Origin of the sequence: Streptomyces sp. NPDC051940, from assembly GCF_040680895.1 — a bacterium.
Classification (GTDB): Bacteria; Actinomycetota; Actinomycetes; order Streptomycetales; family Streptomycetaceae; genus Streptomyces.
This window is the reverse complement of the sequence record NZ_JBFAXR010000056.1, coordinates 16,505-32,169: the sequence shown is the minus strand read 5'-3', so window position 1 is coordinate 32,169 and position 15,665 is coordinate 16,505. Positions and strand designations below refer to the sequence as shown.

Sequence of the window (15,665 nt, the reverse complement as noted above, 5' to 3'; positions counted from 1 at the left end):
TCACCCCGGGATCAGGCCCTCGTCGGAGAGCAGGACACGCAGCTGCGTGAGGCTCGTGTCCGCGTCGGGCAGCACCAGCTCGGACGGTGTGATCGTCGCGTCCGGCAGCGGCGTGCCGAGGCTGCGCACCGCGTCCAGCAGGGCCGACAGGGCGGTGGCGAACGCCGTCTCGTCATCGGCGTCCACGGCCGACTGCAGGGCGGCGTCGAGCTCGTTGAGCCGGCCGAGGTGTGCGTCGGCGATCTCGTACTGGCCCTCTCCGAGGATCCGCATGATCATGATGCCGCCTCCTGGTCCGTCGGATGGTCCCTCGGACCCGGTTCGGAGCGCTTGCCCTCGACAGCCGGCGGGGCGGGGGACGGCGGAATCTGAGCTTTCAGCCGCGCCAGCTCCTCGTCCACCTCCTGGCCCGCGGTGACGCGCTCGAGTTCGGCCTGGAGGTCGTCGCCGCCCGCGGAGAGGGTGGCGTCCTCCAGCGCGCCGGAGGCGAGCAGTTCGTCCAGTGCTCCGGCACGGGCCTGCAGCTGCTCGGTCTTGTCCTCGGCGCGCTGCACGGCCAGACCGACGTCGCCCATCTCCTCACCGATGCCGGTGACGGCCTCGGTGACGCGGGTCTGGGCCTCGGCCGCGGTATAGCGGGCCTTGATCGTCTCCTTGCTGGTGCGGAAGGACTCCACCTTGGCCTGCAGCCGCTGCGAGGCGAGGGTGAGCTTCTCCTCCTCCGCCCGCAGTGCCGCCTGCTGGTTCTGGAGGTCGGTGAGCTGGGAGGCCACGGCGGTGCGCCGGCCGAGGGCCTCGCGGGCCAGGTCCTCGCGTCCGGCTGCGAGCGCCTGCCGGGCCTGTTCCTCCAGCTTGCCGCCGGACTGGCGGAGCTGGTCGATCTGCTGGTCGATGCGCTTACGGCTGGTGGCCACGTCCGCCAGCCCACGCCGTACCTTCTGCAGCAGCTCCTGCTGCTGGGCATAGGAGTAGTCCAGGACCTCGCGCGGGTCCTCCGCCCGGTCCAGGGCCTTGTCCGCCTTGATCCGGAACAGGGCGGCCACGCGGTGGGTGATGCCGGTCATTGCGGCCTGCCTCCTCTCGACGGGCGAGGAATCAGCCAGGCCGTGCCATGTCTGGGAACACTTCCATAGTCCGGCGGCGCCGTCGGGGGTGCAAGCGTGGTCCTGCCCGCCGGAGGCAGGGCTGTGAGGGGCGGTAGGGCCCGCGGACACCCCCCGCCCGGCCCCGCGCCCGACGGTCGGGATGCGAAGCAGGTGCCCCCGTTGGAAGGTGGAGTCATGAACCACCACGAACGGACGATCGACGTCAACACCCGGCTCGTCACGGCGGGCGCCGTGCTCACCGCGACCGGTGCCATGATGGTCTGCGCCGGCGCAGTCATCGGGACCTACGCCCTGCTCACCGTGGGTCGACGCATGATCCGCGACATGGACGTGCCCCCGTCCCAGCAGGCGGCCGCGAAGTGGCAGCAGGCCAAGGAGGCGTCCCGAGCGGGTATGCAGGCGTGGCACGCCGCGTCCGACTCCCAGAACGGGGCGCTCGCCCGCTAGCCCGGGCGAAACCTCCGCAGGACCGCTCCCGACAAGGCCCCGGTGGCCGGAGCACTGCCCCGGGGTCCGTCGATACGTGCGCCGAGGCACCGGTCCAGGGGCGGACGCCTCCTGCGGCAGCCCTCGGCAGGAGCCGCCCCGATCAGCCGATTCGCGTCCCTCGTACCAGCAGCAACGCCACGTCCACCGCCGCTACCGCGACCGCCGCCGAGAACGCCAGCCGCTCCCAGCGGCGGCCCAGCACCGTCCCCGCGACCGCGACCAGGCCCGCCACCCCCAAGACCGCCAGCCCCCACCCATCGGGTGACCCGGCCGGCCCCAGCACCAAGACCACGGACGCGGCCACCAGTGGCACCGGCAGCAGCAACCGCGCGCGGCGCGGCCCCAGCCGGTGCGGCCATCCGCGCACGCCCGTCGCCAGATCACTCCGGATGTCCGGCAGCACATCGCCCAGGTGGGCGCCGACCCCCAGCAGCGCTCCGGCCGCGACGATCCACCAGGTCGGCCACGGCTGCCCGGGCAGCCCCAGCACCACGAACGCCGGGAGGGCCGCGAACCCCACCGCGTACGGCACCCAGGACCAGGCGGTCGCCTTGAGCCGCAGGTCGTACGCCCACGCCGCCGCCACGCCGCCCAGGTGAACGGTCCCCGCCCACCAGCCGCAGGCGAACGAGAGCGGCACACACAGCACCAATGCCGCGTACGCCGCCACCCACACCTGCCTGACACCGACCGTGCCGTCGACGATGGGTTTGCCCCGGCGGCCGGCGGCGATGTCCTGACGCGCGTCGAGCGCGTCGTTGCACCAGCCGACGGACAGCTGACCGGTCAGCACGGCGGCCGCGGTCAGGGCGCACCGCGCGGTGCTCTGACCGGCGGTCACGGCCAGCGCGGTCATCAAAGCGGTGACTGCCACGACGGGCCCCGGATGACACGACCCGGCCAGGCCGGCCACGCGCCCCGCCACCTGCGCGCCCGCGCCGGCCGTCGATCCCTGGGGAGTAGCCACGCGGCCGATGGTAGGCGTCCGCGTCCCGACCGGTGCGGAGCACACGACGCCGGGACGGGCAGCCGGACGGGTGATCTGAGGTGTCCGTGCCCCGGTCCGGGGAATACGTGCACAGACCCCCATCCCCGTCGGGAGCCGGACAGGAACCAGATGACGCGGATCGCCGCCGTTCACGGTGCCCTCGCACCGCACCGCCGCACCCAGCCCGAGATCACCGACATGGTGGCCCGCACCTGTCTGCCCGCGGGCGCCGACCGGCGCGTGCTGGACCGGCTGCACCGCAGCACGATGGTCGGCACACGCCATATGGTGCTGCCGCTGGAGCGGTACGAGGAGCTGGAGGGTTTCGGCGCCTGCAACGACGTCTTCATCGACGCCGCCGTCGACCTGGGCGCCAAGGCCGTCCGGGGCGCCCTGCACGCGGCAGGCCTCGCCGCGGAAGACGTCGACCTGCTCGTGTTCACCTCCGTCACCGGCGTCGCCACCCCGTCGATCGACGCCCGGCTGGCCGGCCGCCTCGGACTGCGCCCGGACGTCCGGCGGCTTCCGATGTTCGGGCTGGGCTGTGCCGGCGGTGCCGCCGGCCTGGCCCGCGTACACGACTACCTGCTGGGACGCCCCGGCCACGTGGCGGTGCTGCTGTCCGTCGAGCTGTGCTCGCTCACCTTCCAGCGGGACGACGCCTCGATGGCCAACCTGATCGCCACCGGCCTGTTCGGCGACGGTGCCGCCGCCGTCGTCGCGTGCGGCGCGGAGCGCGCGGCCGACAGCGCCGGCCCGACGATCGTGGACACCCGCAGCCATCTGTACCCGGACACCGGGCACGTGATGGGCTGGGACATCAAGGACTCCGGTTTCCAGGTCGTCCTCGACCCGCAAGTCCCCGAGGTGGTACGCCGCTACCTCGCCGACGACGTCGGCGGGTTCCTCGACGACCACGGCCTGAAACCCAAAGACGTCACCGCCTGGGTGTGCCACCCGGGCGGCCCCAAGGTGCTGCACGCCGTCACCGACACCCTCGACCTGCCCGCCGACGCCCTGGATGTGACCTGGCGTCATCTGGCGGACGTGGGCAACCTGTCGTCGTCGTCCGTGCTGCACGTCCTGCGCGACACCCTGGCCGAACGCCGCCCGCCGCCGGGTACGCCGGGTGTGCTGCTGGCGATGGGGCCCGGCTTCGCCAGCGAACTCGTACTGCTGCGCTGGTAGTTCGGGTCCGCCGAACACGAAGAGCGAGAGGCGAAGGACGGAGGAACATGATCTGGTACGGACTGCTCGTGGCCCTCATCGCCGCCGAGCGCATCGCTGAACTCGTAGTCGCCCGCCGTAACGAACGGTGGAGTACCGCCCGCGGTGCGACCGTGTCCGGGCAGCGCCACTATCCGGTGATGGTCGCCCTGCACACCGGCCTGCTGCTCGCGTGCCCCGCCGAGGTCTGGCTGGCCGACCGCCCCTTCCTACCGGCGCTCGCCTGGCCGATGCTGGCCGTACTGGCAGCCGCCCAGGCGTTGCGGTGGTGGTGCATCCGCACCCTGGGACCCCGATGGAACACCCGGGTGATCGTCGTGCCCGGCCTGCCCCTGGTGACGAGCGGTCCCTACCGGTGGCGATGGCTGCGGCACCCGAACTACGTGGCCGTCGTCGCCGAAGGCGTGGCCCTTCCACTGGTGCACACCGCCTGGCTCACCGCGACCGTGTTCACCGTCCTCAACGCCGCCCTGCTCACGGTGCGCGTCCGCTGTGAGAACCGGGCGCTGACCGCGAGCACCGCGCCCGTACAGGCATGATCGACGTCCTGGTGGCGGGCGGCGGACCGGCCGGCCTGGCCGCCGCCATCCACGCCGCACACGCCGGCCTGGAGACAGTGGTCGTCGAACCCCGAACCACACCGGTGGACAAGGCGTGCGGGGAAGGCATCATGCCCAGCGGCGTGGCCGCCCTGCGGACACTGGGCGTCGAAGTCCCAGGCCGCGAACTGCGCGGTATCCGCTACGTGCACGGCACCGCCCGCGCCGAGGCGGTGTTCCGCGGCGACGGCGGACTGGGCATCCGGCGCACCACACTCCACAACGAACTGCACCGTCGTGCCGTCGACCTCGGCGTACGGATGCTGCCGGGCAGGATCGGCGACGTACGCCAGAACGCGGACAGCGTCACCGCGGGCGGACTCACCGCCCGCTGGCTGATCGCCGCCGACGGCCTGCACTCCCCACTGCGCCGCGGCCTGGGCCTGGAGCTGCCCCGCCGCGCCACCGCCCGCTACGGACTGCGCCGGCACTACCGCACCGAGCCATGGACGGACTTCGTGGAGGTCCACTGGTCCGAACACGGGGAGGCGTACGTGACACCGGTCGGCGAGGACCTGGTGGGCGTCGCGATCCTCAGCCGCGTCCGCCGCGGGTACGACGAACACCTGGCCGACTTCCCGACCCTCACCACAGCGCTGCGCGGCCCGGCCGCAACGCAGGTACGCGGCGCGGGACCGCTGCGGCAGCGGGTACGGCGCAGAGTCGCCGGCCGGGTACTGCTCGTAGGCGACGCCGCGGGCTACGTCGACGCCCTGACCGGTGAGGGCATCGCCCTCGCGCTGGCGACGGCTGGCGCTGCCGTCCGCTGCCTGACCGCCGGCCGGCCACAGGCGTATGAAGGCGCCTGGACCACACTGACCCGCCGCCACCGACTGCTGACCGCCGCCCTGCTCACCGCGAGCCGCCGCCCCGGCACGGCCCGCCTCATCGTCCCCCTCGCGTCCCGTATGCCCACGGTGTTCGCAGCGGCGGTGCACGCGCTGCAATAGCTCCGAAGCTTCGATCAAGACCGCAAGCGACCTACGAGACGGGCTCCCTGCGTCGGCATTGTCCGAGTCAGGTGGTAGGGGTCGTCTTCCGGCCGCTCGACCTTCAGACCTCTCAGCCCGACCGTCGACGTCGGCCCCAGCGGAAGCCGCATGCTTCCCGCCAGAGTCGGCTACTCCGGTTGAGCTCCCTCGCTCATCCCGTAGGTCTAAATTCATAATAGAGCGGATTAATAGGATTAAACCTCTCGGACTGGAATTTTCTCACCTGCCCGCGCAATGCCGCTCGCGCTGCGTCCCACGGCCTCACGCTTGGTATCCGAGCCTCACACTTGGTGGTCGAGGTCGCAGCGCGGAGTACCGTGCGGGCGAACCGCTCCGGTCGCGCTGACGGCCTGCTCGCCCAGGGCACGCAGGAGCTCCGCAGGGTGCTTGCAGCAGCCCAGGCCGAGCGACGTGCCGGAACTACCGTGGACGTATGAGTGACCGGGCAGTAAAGCTCTTCGTCTGCGGCGATGTGATGCTGGGCCGAGGCATCGACCAGATTCTTCCGCACCCCGGTGACCCCGCCCTGCGGGAGGACTACGTAGCGGAGGCCGGAGCGTACGTGCGCATGGCGGAGTCCGTGAACGGGGCGATCCCCGCGCCGGTCGACTACGTCTGGCCGTGGGGTGATGCGCTCTCCGTGCTCGATGCGGCGGAGCCCGACGTCCGGGTGATCAACCTGGAGACGGCGATCACGACCAGCGACGATTTCGCCCCCGGCAAGGGGGTGCACTACCGGATGCACCCGGCCAACACCCCCTGCCTGGCAGCGGTCGAGCCGGACGTGTGCGTACTGTCCAACAACCACTCCCTGGACTTCGGCCGCGCCGGCCTGACGGAGACCCTGGACGCACTCACCATCGCGGGCCTCAAGGCAGCGGGCGCCGGCCGGTACGCCGCGGAGGCGTACCGGCCCGCGGTGGTCGACGCCGGCGGCGGGCGGCGGGTACTGGTCTTCGCGGTCGGTATGCCGTCCAGTGGCATTCCGACCGACTGGGCAGCCACCGACCATCGGTCGGGTCTCGCCTTCGTGCCGGCCCCCACCGCCGAAGCGGCCGGCGACATCGTCTCCCGGGTGCAACGGCTGAAGAGGGCGGGCGACATCGTGGTCGTCTCGTTGCACTGGGGCTCGAACTGGGGGTACCACGTGCCGCGTTCACACATCCGCTTCGCTCAGGCCCTAGTCGACGGCGGTGTGGACATCGTGCACGGACACTCCTCGCACCATCCGCGCCCGCTGCAGGTATACCGCGACAAGCTGATCCTCTACGGCTGCGGCGACTTCGTCGACGACTACGAGGGCATCCCCGGCTACGAACACTTCCGCGACGAGCTCAGGCTGGCGTACCTGATCTCGATAGACCCGGACACCGGACGCCTGGCCGACCTCCAACTGGCCCCCCTGCGCGCGCGACGCCTACGCCTGGAGCATGCCACCGCCGAGGACCGCGACTGGCTACGGACAGTCCTCAACCGCACCAGCTCAGGCTTCGGCGTGCACATCGACCCCAGCCAGGACATGACCCTGCCCCTCAGGTGGGAGCGGGCGGCGCCAGGTCGCGGGCGCGACCGGGCAGGACGGGCGAGAGCCACAGGACCCGCCCCTTCGGGTCCCTGATGACCTGCTTGCACCCCCCGTGCCTCCGGCGCTTGGTCGAGTTGTCCGCGCACGGCCTTCACCGTCCCGGCCGCGCTCGGCCAGGGTGCCGTTCAGAGCCGCGGTCGCTGTTAGACGGTCCTCACCGTAAGACAGGTCTGATCAGTACTGGCGGCCGGAGGACGCCGGCCGGCCGCTCGTCGCACGTAGGCCCCGCGATCTAGGCCGAGGTCACCCTGGTGCCGCGAGGACGTCGTGGTGGGTGCGCACCTGGGCGGCGACGTCCTCCGTCGTCAGACGCTCTCGAGAGTCGGTCACGTAGACGCACTGGGCGCAGCACTCCATCAACTAGCTCTGCCACGCCAGCTGGTCGGGTGCTGCAGCCATGTGGGAGCGCATCAGGAAGTCGTATCCATGTCCAGCTCGGGGGCCGCGGAGATGTGTTGTCCGGAGACGTCGGCCCCGGTTCAGTGGGTGGCCACCCGCACCGAGCGGACGCCGAGGTCGCAAGGTGAGCGAGCTGCCGGCGAGGCCCACACGGCCGAGCTGGCTGCACCACGTCCTTGACGCGTCCCAACACAGGCTTCTGCACCAGACGTCAGTACGGCACCGTGTCACACCAGGTCTCCGCCCAGGCGGAGGGGCCGTACTGGTTCGCCGCACGCACGGTGATGCAGATCTCGTCGCCCGAGAACGGGCCGTTGATCGTGTAGCTGGTGCTGCTGGTGGAGTAGACGGTGTCGACGTTCTTCGCGGTGTAGTTGCTGCCCTTGTTGGTGTAGTGGATGTCGTAGCGCGTCGCGCGGGAGACCGCCGTCCAGCTCGCCTTGATCGGCATGTCGCACGCCCCGAAGCAGGACTGCGTGTACTCGAGTCGGTAGCTCTGCAGGGCGGGCGGCGGGGAGCCGGCGGAGCCCGGGGACGGGTCACCGGACCCCGACGAGCCCCCTGCCGTCGTGTCCGAGGGGTCACCGGACGCGCCGCTGCCGGAGGTGCCCTCCTCGGCCACCGGTGCGCCCCCGCTGCCTTGCTCCGCCTTGTCACCGTTCGTGGCGCCCCCGCCGCCATCGGACGCGCGATCCTTGTCGTCCTTCGCGTCGGACGTCTTGGACGGTGAACCACTGGGCGTCGCAGGGGAGGTACTGCCGTCCGGCGTGTGACTCACCCCGCTGCCGGGCGACTGGGCATGGGATCCGCCCCGATCGTCGCTCCAGGGCTGGAGCACGACCGTCGTGGCCCCACCGACGCTGAGGACGACCACCACGGGCAGGGCGATGAACGTGCGACGACGGCGCGAGGGCCGTTCACGCTCTGCCGGCTCGGCGTCGCGGCTGCCCGGTGCGAGGACCACGGGCGGTTCCGGCCGCGGGCGCAGGTCCGCGGTCGCCCGGTCCACGGACTCCTCGCGGAGCGGCCGTACCTCGGCGTCGAGCAGCTCAGCGGCCTGCTGCGCGATACGCGCGAGGACGTCGGCGGGCAGCCACACCTTGCCTGCAGCCGACGGAAGGGCTCGCTCCGGGTCGGCCAACAGCGCGCTGATATCGGGCCGTTGCCCCACGTCCTTGGTCAGGCACCGCGTGATGAGCGCCCGCAGGGCGGGATCCTCGACATCCTCGAGGTCCGGCTCGTCCTGCACGATCTGGTACATGACCGCGTGCTGGTTGCTGGCCCCGTGCCCGAAAGGCAGCCGCCCCGTCGCCGCGTAGGTGAGCACACACCCGAGGGTGAACACATCGCTTCTGGGCCCGGCGCTCTGCCCCCGGACCTGCTCCGGCGACATGAAGCCGGGCGAGCCGATGACCATCCCCGTACTGGTCGCAAGCGACTCGACGGAGCTCTCCAGGGCCCGCGCGATCCCGAAGTCGATGACCTTGACCCCGTCCACGGTCAGCATGACGTTCGACGGCTTCAGGTCACGGTGCACGATCCCGGCGTCATGGATGTCCTCCAGGGCGCGCAGCAGCCCGTCCGCGAGACGATGCAGGGACTCGGCGGGCAGCGGGCCGTACCCCCGTACGACCTGCTCCAGCGAGAGACCCGGCACATACCCGGTGGCGACCCATGGCGGCTCCTCGTCGGGCCCGGCGTCGAGCACGGGTGCCGTATACCGCTCGGCGACCCGGCTCGCGGCCTCGATCTCCCGCCTGAACCGCGCCCGGAAGCGCGCGTCCGACGCATGCTCCTCATGCACCACCTTCACGGCCACGGTGCGCCCGCTGTCGGACCGCGCGAGGAACACTCTCCCCATGCCGCCGGCGCCGAGCCGCCCAAGCAGCCGGTACGACCCGATCCGCGCCGGATCGAAGGCGGTGAGCGGATCCAAGCCCCCACCGAAGGGGTCGTCCCGCCGGGTACTCTGCTCGCCCCGCCCGTCCCCGTTCGTACCGCTCATGCTGTCGTGGCCCCCCTGCCTCTTGCGACGCTGTAGATCGGTGTAACCCCGTTGAGAATAAAGGTCGTTGAGGAACTCAAGGCCGGCCGCCCTCCCTCCAGAGCGATGACGGCGACCTTGTCGGCCCGGCGGACACCGCGTTCGCGCAGATACGACCCCAGCCTGGCGCGTACGACTCGGCGTATCCCGGGGGCGTCTGTCGGTAGGTCAGCAAGGTGAGCGCGCCCCTGCTGTTGGTCTGGTCGAAGGCCCGCTCCAGCCGGGGGAAGATCCGGTGAAACAGATGCCGCGAACGATCCGGAGCACCGCTAGTCAAACTGCTCGCACGATCCTGTAGTCGGGCAGCTCAGAGGCTGATGCAAGCGGTCGGGCAGGCTGCGAGCAGTCGTGCGAGCAGCTGACTGGCACTTTCAGGCCAACGTCGATCCCGCGCGAGTACCCCGCAGGCGAACCCAGCAATCCGTCGCGGTCGTTTACTGCAGGCCGCACGATGGGGCGGTCGACGCCGGCCGGATACGACGCCCATGGACACGACCGCACCAGCGCTCGGGCCGCACCGGCGCAGCGATCCCCGGGCAGTAAACCGTGGGTGGGGAACGAACGGGGGCTGAAGGGTGGGTCAATGGGGGACGAGCGGTGGGCCGAGAGTGGATGAAGGGTGGAGTGCCCCTTCCGGTGTTGGGGGCCAGCATCGCAGGTGGCGCAGGTATGCGAGCGTTTCCTGAGGGCCGGACACCTCTTCTTCGACAGCGAAGCGAGGTGCGCGTAGTCCAGAAGGGGCGGCGCGAGGCCGGAGCGGATGATCGGCTGCGAAGGCCAATCGGACCGTGACGGCGTGGCCCCGACCGTCGAGACTTACCAGCTCGCCGTAGTCGTCCCGTGCCCCGACGGTGCGGCGACTGGGCGATGGCGGGGAGAGGTCAGGCGGCGAGGCGTGCTCCGCCGTCTGTTTCGATGACGGTTCCGGTGATGTTGGGGTTGGTGGCCAGCAGCACGATCGCCTCGGCGATGTCCGAGGCGGTGGCTATGCGCTTGGTGGGCAGGGTGTCGGCGGCCTGCTTGAAGAACGCGGATCGGTCCTCGGCGGCGAGTCCGTCCCACCAGGGCGTGTCCACGTATCCCGGGGAGACGGCGTTGACCCGGATCGGCGCGAGTTCGGCGGCGAGTGGTCGGACGAGCCCTTCGACGGCGGCGTTGAGCGAGCCGATCCCAGCCGTGCCGGGCATAGCGGCCCTGGCTGTGACGGCTCCGACGAGGGTGATCGAGGCGTTCTCGCCGAGGTGGGCGAGCGAGGTCTGGATCGCGGTGACGGTGGGCCAGTACTTCTCCTCGAACGCCTGCCGCAGGCCGTCGATCGGTAGGTCGCCCAGCAGGCCGGCGCCGCCCTTGCCGGCGAGGGTGATGACGAGGTGGTGGATCGGGGCGATCCTCGCCGCGAGCGACGCACCCGCTTGCGCGTCGGCGGCGTCGAGCACGTGTCCGTGGACGTCTCCGTCGATGGCGGCCGTTGCACGGTTGAGCCGCTCTGTGTCTCGTCCGGCGATGTGGACCGTGTGTCCCTGGCCGGCGAGTTGCCGGGCGACCGCCAGGCCGACCCCCGACGTGCCGCCGATCACGAGTGCAGTGGGCATGCTGGCTCCTTATTTCTAGACGCAGCGTCTCGAATAAGCGTAGCACCATTCCTAGACGCTCCGTCTCGATAATGGGTTAGGCTGACAGGCATGACCGGCGCTATGACACCCGCCCGCGGCCGCAAGAGGAGCGAGCAGACGAGGCTCGCGATCCTGACCGCGGCCTATGAGCTCACGACCGAGTCCGGCTTCCCGGACCTCACCATCGAAGGCATCGCCGCCCGCGCCGGGGCGGGCAAGCAGACCGTGTACCGCTGGTGGCCCACGAAGGCGGACGTCCTGCTCGAAGCCCTGGCGCTCAAGGCGGACCTGAAGGTCTCAACCGCGGACCAGGGATCATTCGACGCGGAGCTGAACGCGTTCCTGCGCGACTCCGCCGCCCTGATGGCCTTCCCCGGGGTGGTCCCCGCCCTGCGCTCCTTGATGGCCGAGGCGCAGCGCGACAACGACTTCCGGCGCCGTTTCCAGGACGGCTTCCTGACCAAACGCAGGGCCGCGCTCGAAACCATCGTCGAGCGGGCCGCAGCCCGCGGCGACAAGCCGCCCCACCTGACCGCACCCTTCGCCGCCGACCTGGTGTTCGGCCTGATCTGGTACCGGGTCCTCACCACCGAGCGCCTGCTCGACCAAGGCGACATCACCGCCATCCGACGGCTGCTGAACGAACACCCCGGCGAGGAGTAGCGCATGCCCGACCGAACCATCCTCATCGCCGGAGCGACCGACGGACTCGGCCGCGCCCTCAGCGACGCCCTCGCGCGCCGACCCACAACGACGCTCATCCTCCACGGACGCAACCAGAACCGACTCGACGAACTGGCCGCCACACTGGCCGACGCGCCGGCCTCCATCCACACAGTCCGGGCCGACTTCTCCGAACTCGCCCAAGTGCACCATCTGGCGGACGAGATCATCGCCTTCACCGATCACATCTCGGTGCTGGTCAACAACGCCGGAATCGGCGGCGGCGAACCCGACGGCACCGACCGCCGACTCACCGCCGACGGGAACGAGCTCCGCTTCGCGGTCAACCACCTCGCCCCGTTCGCGCTGACGCAACGACTGCTCCCCGTACTGGACCGCGGAGCCCCCGCCCGTATCGTCAACGTCGCCTCGATCGGCCAGGCCCCGATCAACTTCGACGACCCCACCCTCGCCCACGACTACTCAGGCATGCGGGCCTACGGCCAGTCCAAACTGGCGATGATCACCACAGGTCTCACTCTCGCCCAGCGCCTCGACCCGCACCGAGTCACGGTCAACAGCCTGCACCCGGCCACGTACATGCCGACCAAGATGGTCCTGGATTCGGTCGGCTACAGCATCGACTCCCTTGAAGACGGCCTGCACTCCACCCTGCGCCTCATCGAAGCCCCCGAACTCGACGGGGTGACCGGACAGTTCTACGACCGCACCCGTGCCGCAAAGGCACACGCCGACGCCTACGATCCGAGCATCCAGCAGCAACTCTGGGACCTCAGCATCAGGCTCACCAAGCGCCCCGGATGACCCGTGGCCAGGTTCAGCCGGGCGTTGCTGTCCAACATCGGATCGTCGTGGACGTACTGGTAGGCCACATGCGGGGCGGATGGCTGGGTCGGAGACCGCCCCGGTACGGGGTGCCTCAGGTGATGACCGCCTCCACAACCGCGCGGCCGTCGGCCGGCCGCAACACCGCCAGCAACAGGGTCCTGCGGTGCAGCCGCCAGGCCCGGTGCAAAGCTCCCGGCGCAGAGACGTCGTTGCTCAGGTCGACCAGGTCGGACGCCACGTCGCTCTCCGCCAGCTGCCGAGCAAACGCTGCCAGCTGACCGGCGGCATCGTTCCCTTGCGGGACTGCGCCGCCGGGGGAGGCGGAAGGCTCCTCGCTCTGCCGCCACATGAGGACGGCCAGGCGCAGGTCCGGCGGTACGCCCTCAATGCCGGCGCGCTTGGAATCCTTGAGCCAGACCCGCGGAATCGGCGTCGGGATGGCTTCCTGTCCCTTTTCCCATCCGCCGGCGCTCAGTGCAGCGCCGAGATTCTCCGCGGTCAGTTCCGTTGCGTCCTGCAGACGCTTGAGGATTTCGAAGATCTCGTCCATTGACTCAAGTCCAGTTCGGGGCATATCGGCGTTCTGCCGGAATCGTAGCGCCCCTCATCATTGACGCTTTGTAGCGACGCCCCGCAGAAGACCGGAACAGCGCGAACTAAGCCCGACCGCCGCTGCCGGCGACACCGGGCAACAGTAATTCACTGAAGGGACGGAGACCCTCTTCGCCGCCCAGTCGCCGGTCCAGGAGAGCAAGTTCGGGCATCAGGGATTTCGAATGGTCCGGCCTGCTGGGCACCGCCGTCGTCCTCGACGGCCGTCCAGGCCGAGCAGTACAGGAGAGCCGAGCCATCAGGTGGATCCACAGCAAGAGCGCCACAGGAACACCGAACGCGCCGTAGACACTGCGCGAGGCGACCGCAGACAGATATCCGCTGAGCATGAGCTTCAGTACCTCGAACCCGAGCGCCCCCATGAGCGCCGCAACCAGGGTGCTGCGGCGCTCGGGCCAGACATCGGGCAGCGGTGTCAGGGCGTAGAACATCAAAAGGACGCCGGCCACGAAGGACGCACCGAACCCGGGCGCGGCGATCAGCACCACCCCGGCCCGGCTACGACCCAGACCTGCGGCGTCGACGATGTCTGTGACGGCCGTGGCGGCCGTGACGGAAATACCCACCGTGACAATGAGCGTGCCGCCCAGGCTGAGGAGCACACCCGCGTCCTTGACCTTGCCGAGGAGGAAATCACCCTCGCGTTCGTCGCGGTCCACACGGCGCGCAGACAATCACGCAGCGCACCAATCCAGTTGAGCCCGGCGAGTAGGAGCGCCCCCAGAGCGATCGCGCCCACCGCGCCGGCATTGTCGAAGACCGCCTGGAGGTCCAGCCGATCGGCGACCCCCGGCACCTGCTCGCCGATCCATGTCTCCAGCCGCCGCTGGTCGTCGGCGCCCATCACGAGGGCGGAGAAGGCGGCGACGGCTGTGATCAGAGGAAACAGCGCAACAAAGCTGGAGAAGGTGATGGCGGCCGCCAGCCGGCTCCAGTGCCGTCGATCCACATACACTCAAGCCCGCCAGGCCCGGCTGCGCGTCACACGTGCGACGAGGTTGCTGATGACTGGTGACCTGCTGAGCCACTCCACGCGGATCAATCTAGGGCAACGCCCTTCATGACCCCAGAGGACTCACGCCCGGCCCGCTTCGCCGACCATTCCGCCCCAGCCGAGGATGTCGCAGGCCCCGTCGCCGATGCACGCGGGGATGTCAGAGGTGCCGTATAGCGTGCGTTGATCAACCGGAACGATGTGGTGGGGATGTGCTGATGGAGTTCCAAATCGAGCGGAGCGCCCTCGTGGAGGCCGTGGGCTGGGCGGCGAAGTCGCTGCCCGCCCATTCTCCCGTGCCCGTGCTAGGTGGACTGCTGCTCGACGCCTGTGCGGGGCGATTGCGCATATCGGGCTTCGACTACGAGGCTTCTGCCGAGATCGAAGTGCCGGCCCGGACGCCGGTAGCCGGTCAGGTGCTCGTGCTCGGGCGCAGACTACTGGACATCTGCCGGGTGTTGCCGGATGCGGTGATCCAGTGCGCGCTGGAAGGCTCACGCTTCACAGTGCAAGGGGGCGATACGCGCTTCGGACTGTCGACGATGCCCACACAGGAGTACCCGGCGCTGCCCGAATCTCCGGCCTTTCGTGGAGTGGTGGATTCGGGCGAGTTCGCCGCTGCCGTCGGGCAGGTGGCGATTGCGGCGGGTCGGGACGATACGTTGCCGGTGCTCACCGGGGTCCAGATCCGGCTGGAAGGCGAGTCGATGACGCTGGCTGCCTCGGACCGGTACCGGTATGCGGTGCGTGGGCTCTCTTGGAAGCCGGAGGGGGCGGACTCGGAGGTCGTGGAGGGTGTGGTGCCGGGCCGCAGACTGACCGAGATCTCCCGGTCGCTGGCGAGGTCCGGACCGGTCCGCGTCCGGCTGAACGGGTCACCCGGCGGCTTGATCGCCTTCGAGGGAGCCGGGATGCGCACGACGCTGCGGCTGCTGGAAGGTCGACTGCCGCGCCATGACAAGCTCTTCGCGCTGGACGGCCCGGCAGTTGCGGTCGCGCAGCGGGAGCCGCTCGCTGACGCGGTCCGCCGGGTCGCGGTCGTCGCCGAACCCAACAGCCCCATACGACTCGACTTTTCTCCCCAGGGGACCGTTTTGCTTCAGGCAGGTTATGAGGACGATGTCGCTGCTCAGCGGCTGACGGCTACCTTCGACGGTGCTGAGGACATGGCAGTCGCGTTCAATCCGGCATACCTGCTGGACGCCCTCCACTCCCTCCAGGCTCCCCAGGTGCGCTTCGAACTCCTCGGTCCCGGCCGGCGCGCGCTGTTGAGCGGCGTGTCGGACGCGGACCACGCGATGAGTGAGGATGTCCGTCATCTCCTGGTGTCGGTACGTCAATTGACTTGAGCGAAGCGGCCATTGCAGCTGCCCCCTTGGCAGCGGCTGGGGGTGTCCGGTGTGGCTATCGTTTTACTGCGGGGCGGTGGCGACCGCATCCGATGACGTCGTGGTGGAGTGTTGGGGGCGGCTGTCGGGGGCTGTAGGTACGGCCCGGTACGCTCG

At 70.1% G+C, this 15,665-nt stretch carries 15 protein-coding genes and 2 pseudogenes; 8 read left to right on the top strand and 9 right to left on the bottom strand.

Annotated features, from left to right (window positions below):
* A complete protein-coding gene (locus AB0M28_RS22005) occupies positions 1–279 on the bottom strand; it encodes a hypothetical protein (protein WP_365407367.1) in 279 nt (92 codons plus the stop codon).
* On the bottom strand, positions 276–1,064 hold the full coding sequence (locus AB0M28_RS22000) for a PspA/IM30 family protein (protein WP_365407364.1): 789 nt from the start codon (positions 1,062–1,064) through the stop codon (positions 276–278). Before AB0M28_RS22000 ends, AB0M28_RS22005 begins: the two co-directional genes overlap by 4 nt.
* Positions 1,065–1,280: 216 nt before the next feature.
* Here AB0M28_RS22000 and AB0M28_RS21995 point away from each other — a divergent pair, with 216 nt between their 5' ends.
* Positions 1,281–1,553 carry a hypothetical protein gene (locus AB0M28_RS21995; RefSeq protein WP_365407361.1) on the top strand — a complete coding sequence of 91 codons (273 nt, stop codon included), beginning with the start codon at positions 1,281–1,283 and terminating at the stop codon, positions 1,551–1,553.
* 142 nt (positions 1,554–1,695) lie between these two features.
* On the opposite strand, the gene AB0M28_RS21990 is transcribed toward AB0M28_RS21995, so the two are convergent.
* Positions 1,696–2,562, bottom strand: coding sequence for a UbiA family prenyltransferase (locus AB0M28_RS21990; RefSeq protein WP_365407358.1), 867 nt, complete (start codon positions 2,560–2,562; stop codon positions 1,696–1,698).
* Between the two features lie 150 nt (positions 2,563–2,712).
* On the opposite strand from AB0M28_RS21990, the gene AB0M28_RS21985 reads away from it, so the two are divergent.
* The 4 genes from AB0M28_RS21985 (at position 2,713) to AB0M28_RS21970 (ending at position 7,019) form a co-directional block, all read left to right on the top strand.
* Positions 2,713–3,771, top strand: a complete 1,059-nt coding sequence (locus AB0M28_RS21985) for a 3-oxoacyl-[acyl-carrier-protein] synthase III C-terminal domain-containing protein (protein WP_365407355.1) — start codon at positions 2,713–2,715, stop codon at positions 3,769–3,771.
* A gap of 47 nt (positions 3,772–3,818) precedes the next feature.
* A complete protein-coding gene (locus tag AB0M28_RS21980) occupies positions 3,819–4,349 on the top strand; it encodes an isoprenylcysteine carboxylmethyltransferase family protein (protein ID WP_365407352.1) in 531 nt (176 codons plus the stop codon).
* Positions 4,346–5,359: an FAD-dependent monooxygenase gene (locus AB0M28_RS21975; protein WP_365407349.1), complete on the top strand. Its 1,014-nt coding sequence runs from the start codon at positions 4,346–4,348 to the stop codon at positions 5,357–5,359. Before AB0M28_RS21980 ends, AB0M28_RS21975 begins: the two co-directional genes overlap by 4 nt.
* Positions 5,360–5,834: 475 nt before the next feature.
* The gene (locus AB0M28_RS21970) at positions 5,835–7,019 is read left to right on the top strand and encodes a CapA family protein (RefSeq protein ID WP_365407346.1); all 1,185 of its coding nucleotides are present in this window, start codon (positions 5,835–5,837) and stop codon (positions 7,017–7,019) included.
* Here AB0M28_RS21970 and AB0M28_RS21965 read toward each other — a convergent pair.
* The 3 genes and pseudogenes from AB0M28_RS21965 to AB0M28_RS21955 form a co-directional block, all read right to left on the bottom strand.
* A pseudogene (locus tag AB0M28_RS21965) lies at positions 6,955–7,115 on the bottom strand (IS5/IS1182 family transposase); the annotation flags it as partial. The gene AB0M28_RS21970 and the pseudogene AB0M28_RS21965 overlap by 65 nt on opposite strands.
* Positions 7,116–7,596: 481 nt before the next feature.
* A complete protein-coding gene (locus AB0M28_RS21960; RefSeq protein ID WP_365407343.1) occupies positions 7,597–9,390 on the bottom strand; it encodes a protein kinase in 1,794 nt (597 codons plus the stop codon).
* Positions 9,391–10,310: 920 nt separating this feature from the next.
* Positions 10,311–11,021: an SDR family oxidoreductase gene (locus tag AB0M28_RS21955; RefSeq protein ID WP_365407340.1), complete on the bottom strand. Its 711-nt coding sequence runs from the start codon at positions 11,019–11,021 to the stop codon at positions 10,311–10,313.
* Positions 11,022–11,111: 90 nt separating this feature from the next.
* Between AB0M28_RS21955 and AB0M28_RS21950 the strand changes: the two genes are divergently transcribed.
* Complete coding sequence (locus AB0M28_RS21950; protein ID WP_365407337.1) at positions 11,112–11,705, top strand: TetR/AcrR family transcriptional regulator; 594 nt, start codon at positions 11,112–11,114, stop codon at positions 11,703–11,705.
* A 3-nt stretch (positions 11,706–11,708) separates the two neighbouring features.
* Entirely contained in the window at positions 11,709–12,530 is an 822-nt protein-coding gene (locus AB0M28_RS21945) for an SDR family NAD(P)-dependent oxidoreductase (protein ID WP_365407334.1), read from the top strand.
* A 115-nt stretch (positions 12,531–12,645) separates the two neighbouring features.
* Here AB0M28_RS21945 and AB0M28_RS21940 read toward each other — a convergent pair whose 3' ends face one another.
* The 3 genes and pseudogenes from AB0M28_RS21940 to AB0M28_RS21930 all read right to left on the bottom strand — a co-directional run.
* Positions 12,646–13,104, bottom strand: coding sequence for a hypothetical protein (locus AB0M28_RS21940; protein WP_365407331.1), 459 nt, complete (start codon positions 13,102–13,104; stop codon positions 12,646–12,648).
* 106 nt (positions 13,105–13,210) lie between these two features.
* Positions 13,211–13,825 (bottom strand): YhjD/YihY/BrkB family envelope integrity protein, encoded by a 615-nt coding sequence (locus AB0M28_RS21935; RefSeq protein WP_365407328.1) that lies wholly within the window; start codon positions 13,823–13,825, stop codon positions 13,211–13,213.
* A gap of 47 nt (positions 13,826–13,872) precedes the next feature.
* A pseudogene (locus tag AB0M28_RS21930) lies at positions 13,873–14,115 on the bottom strand (YhjD/YihY/BrkB family envelope integrity protein); the annotation flags it as partial.
* A gap of 263 nt (positions 14,116–14,378) precedes the next feature.
* On the opposite strand from AB0M28_RS21930, the gene dnaN reads away from it, so the two are divergent.
* Positions 14,379–15,509, top strand: coding sequence for a DNA polymerase III subunit beta (gene dnaN / locus AB0M28_RS21925; protein WP_365407325.1), 1,131 nt, complete (start codon positions 14,379–14,381; stop codon positions 15,507–15,509).
* Positions 15,510–15,665 lie beyond the last annotated feature (156 nt).

What these genes read in the sequence shown, in the direction of transcription:
- dnaN (WP_365407325.1), top strand. Translation starts at nt 14,379, where the DNA reads ATGGAGTTCCAAATCGAGCGGAGCGCCCTCGTGGAGGCCGTGGGCTGG.
- AB0M28_RS21950 (WP_365407337.1), top strand. Translation starts at nt 11,112, where the DNA reads ATGACCGGCGCTATGACACCCGCCCGCGGCCGCAAGAGGAGCGAGCAG.
- AB0M28_RS21945 (WP_365407334.1), top strand. Translation starts at nt 11,709, where the DNA reads ATGCCCGACCGAACCATCCTCATCGCCGGAGCGACCGACGGACTCGGC.
- AB0M28_RS22005 (WP_365407367.1), bottom strand. Translation starts at nt 279, where the DNA reads ATGATCATGCGGATCCTCGGAGAGGGCCAGTACGAGATCGCCGACGCA.
- AB0M28_RS21955 (WP_365407340.1), bottom strand. Translation starts at nt 11,021, where the DNA reads ATGCCCACTGCACTCGTGATCGGCGGCACGTCGGGGGTCGGCCTGGCG.
- AB0M28_RS21940 (WP_365407331.1), bottom strand. Translation starts at nt 13,104, where the DNA reads ATGGACGAGATCTTCGAAATCCTCAAGCGTCTGCAGGACGCAACGGAA.
- AB0M28_RS21960 (WP_365407343.1), bottom strand. Translation starts at nt 9,390, where the DNA reads ATGAGCGGTACGAACGGGGACGGGCGGGGCGAGCAGAGTACCCGGCGG.
- AB0M28_RS21980 (WP_365407352.1), top strand. Translation starts at nt 3,819, where the DNA reads ATGATCTGGTACGGACTGCTCGTGGCCCTCATCGCCGCCGAGCGCATC.
- AB0M28_RS21970 (WP_365407346.1), top strand. Translation starts at nt 5,835, where the DNA reads ATGAGTGACCGGGCAGTAAAGCTCTTCGTCTGCGGCGATGTGATGCTG.
- AB0M28_RS21975 (WP_365407349.1), top strand. Translation starts at nt 4,346, where the DNA reads ATGATCGACGTCCTGGTGGCGGGCGGCGGACCGGCCGGCCTGGCCGCC.
- AB0M28_RS21995 (WP_365407361.1), top strand. Translation starts at nt 1,281, where the DNA reads ATGAACCACCACGAACGGACGATCGACGTCAACACCCGGCTCGTCACG.
- AB0M28_RS22000 (WP_365407364.1), bottom strand. Translation starts at nt 1,064, where the DNA reads ATGACCGGCATCACCCACCGCGTGGCCGCCCTGTTCCGGATCAAGGCG.
- AB0M28_RS21985 (WP_365407355.1), top strand. Translation starts at nt 2,713, where the DNA reads ATGACGCGGATCGCCGCCGTTCACGGTGCCCTCGCACCGCACCGCCGC.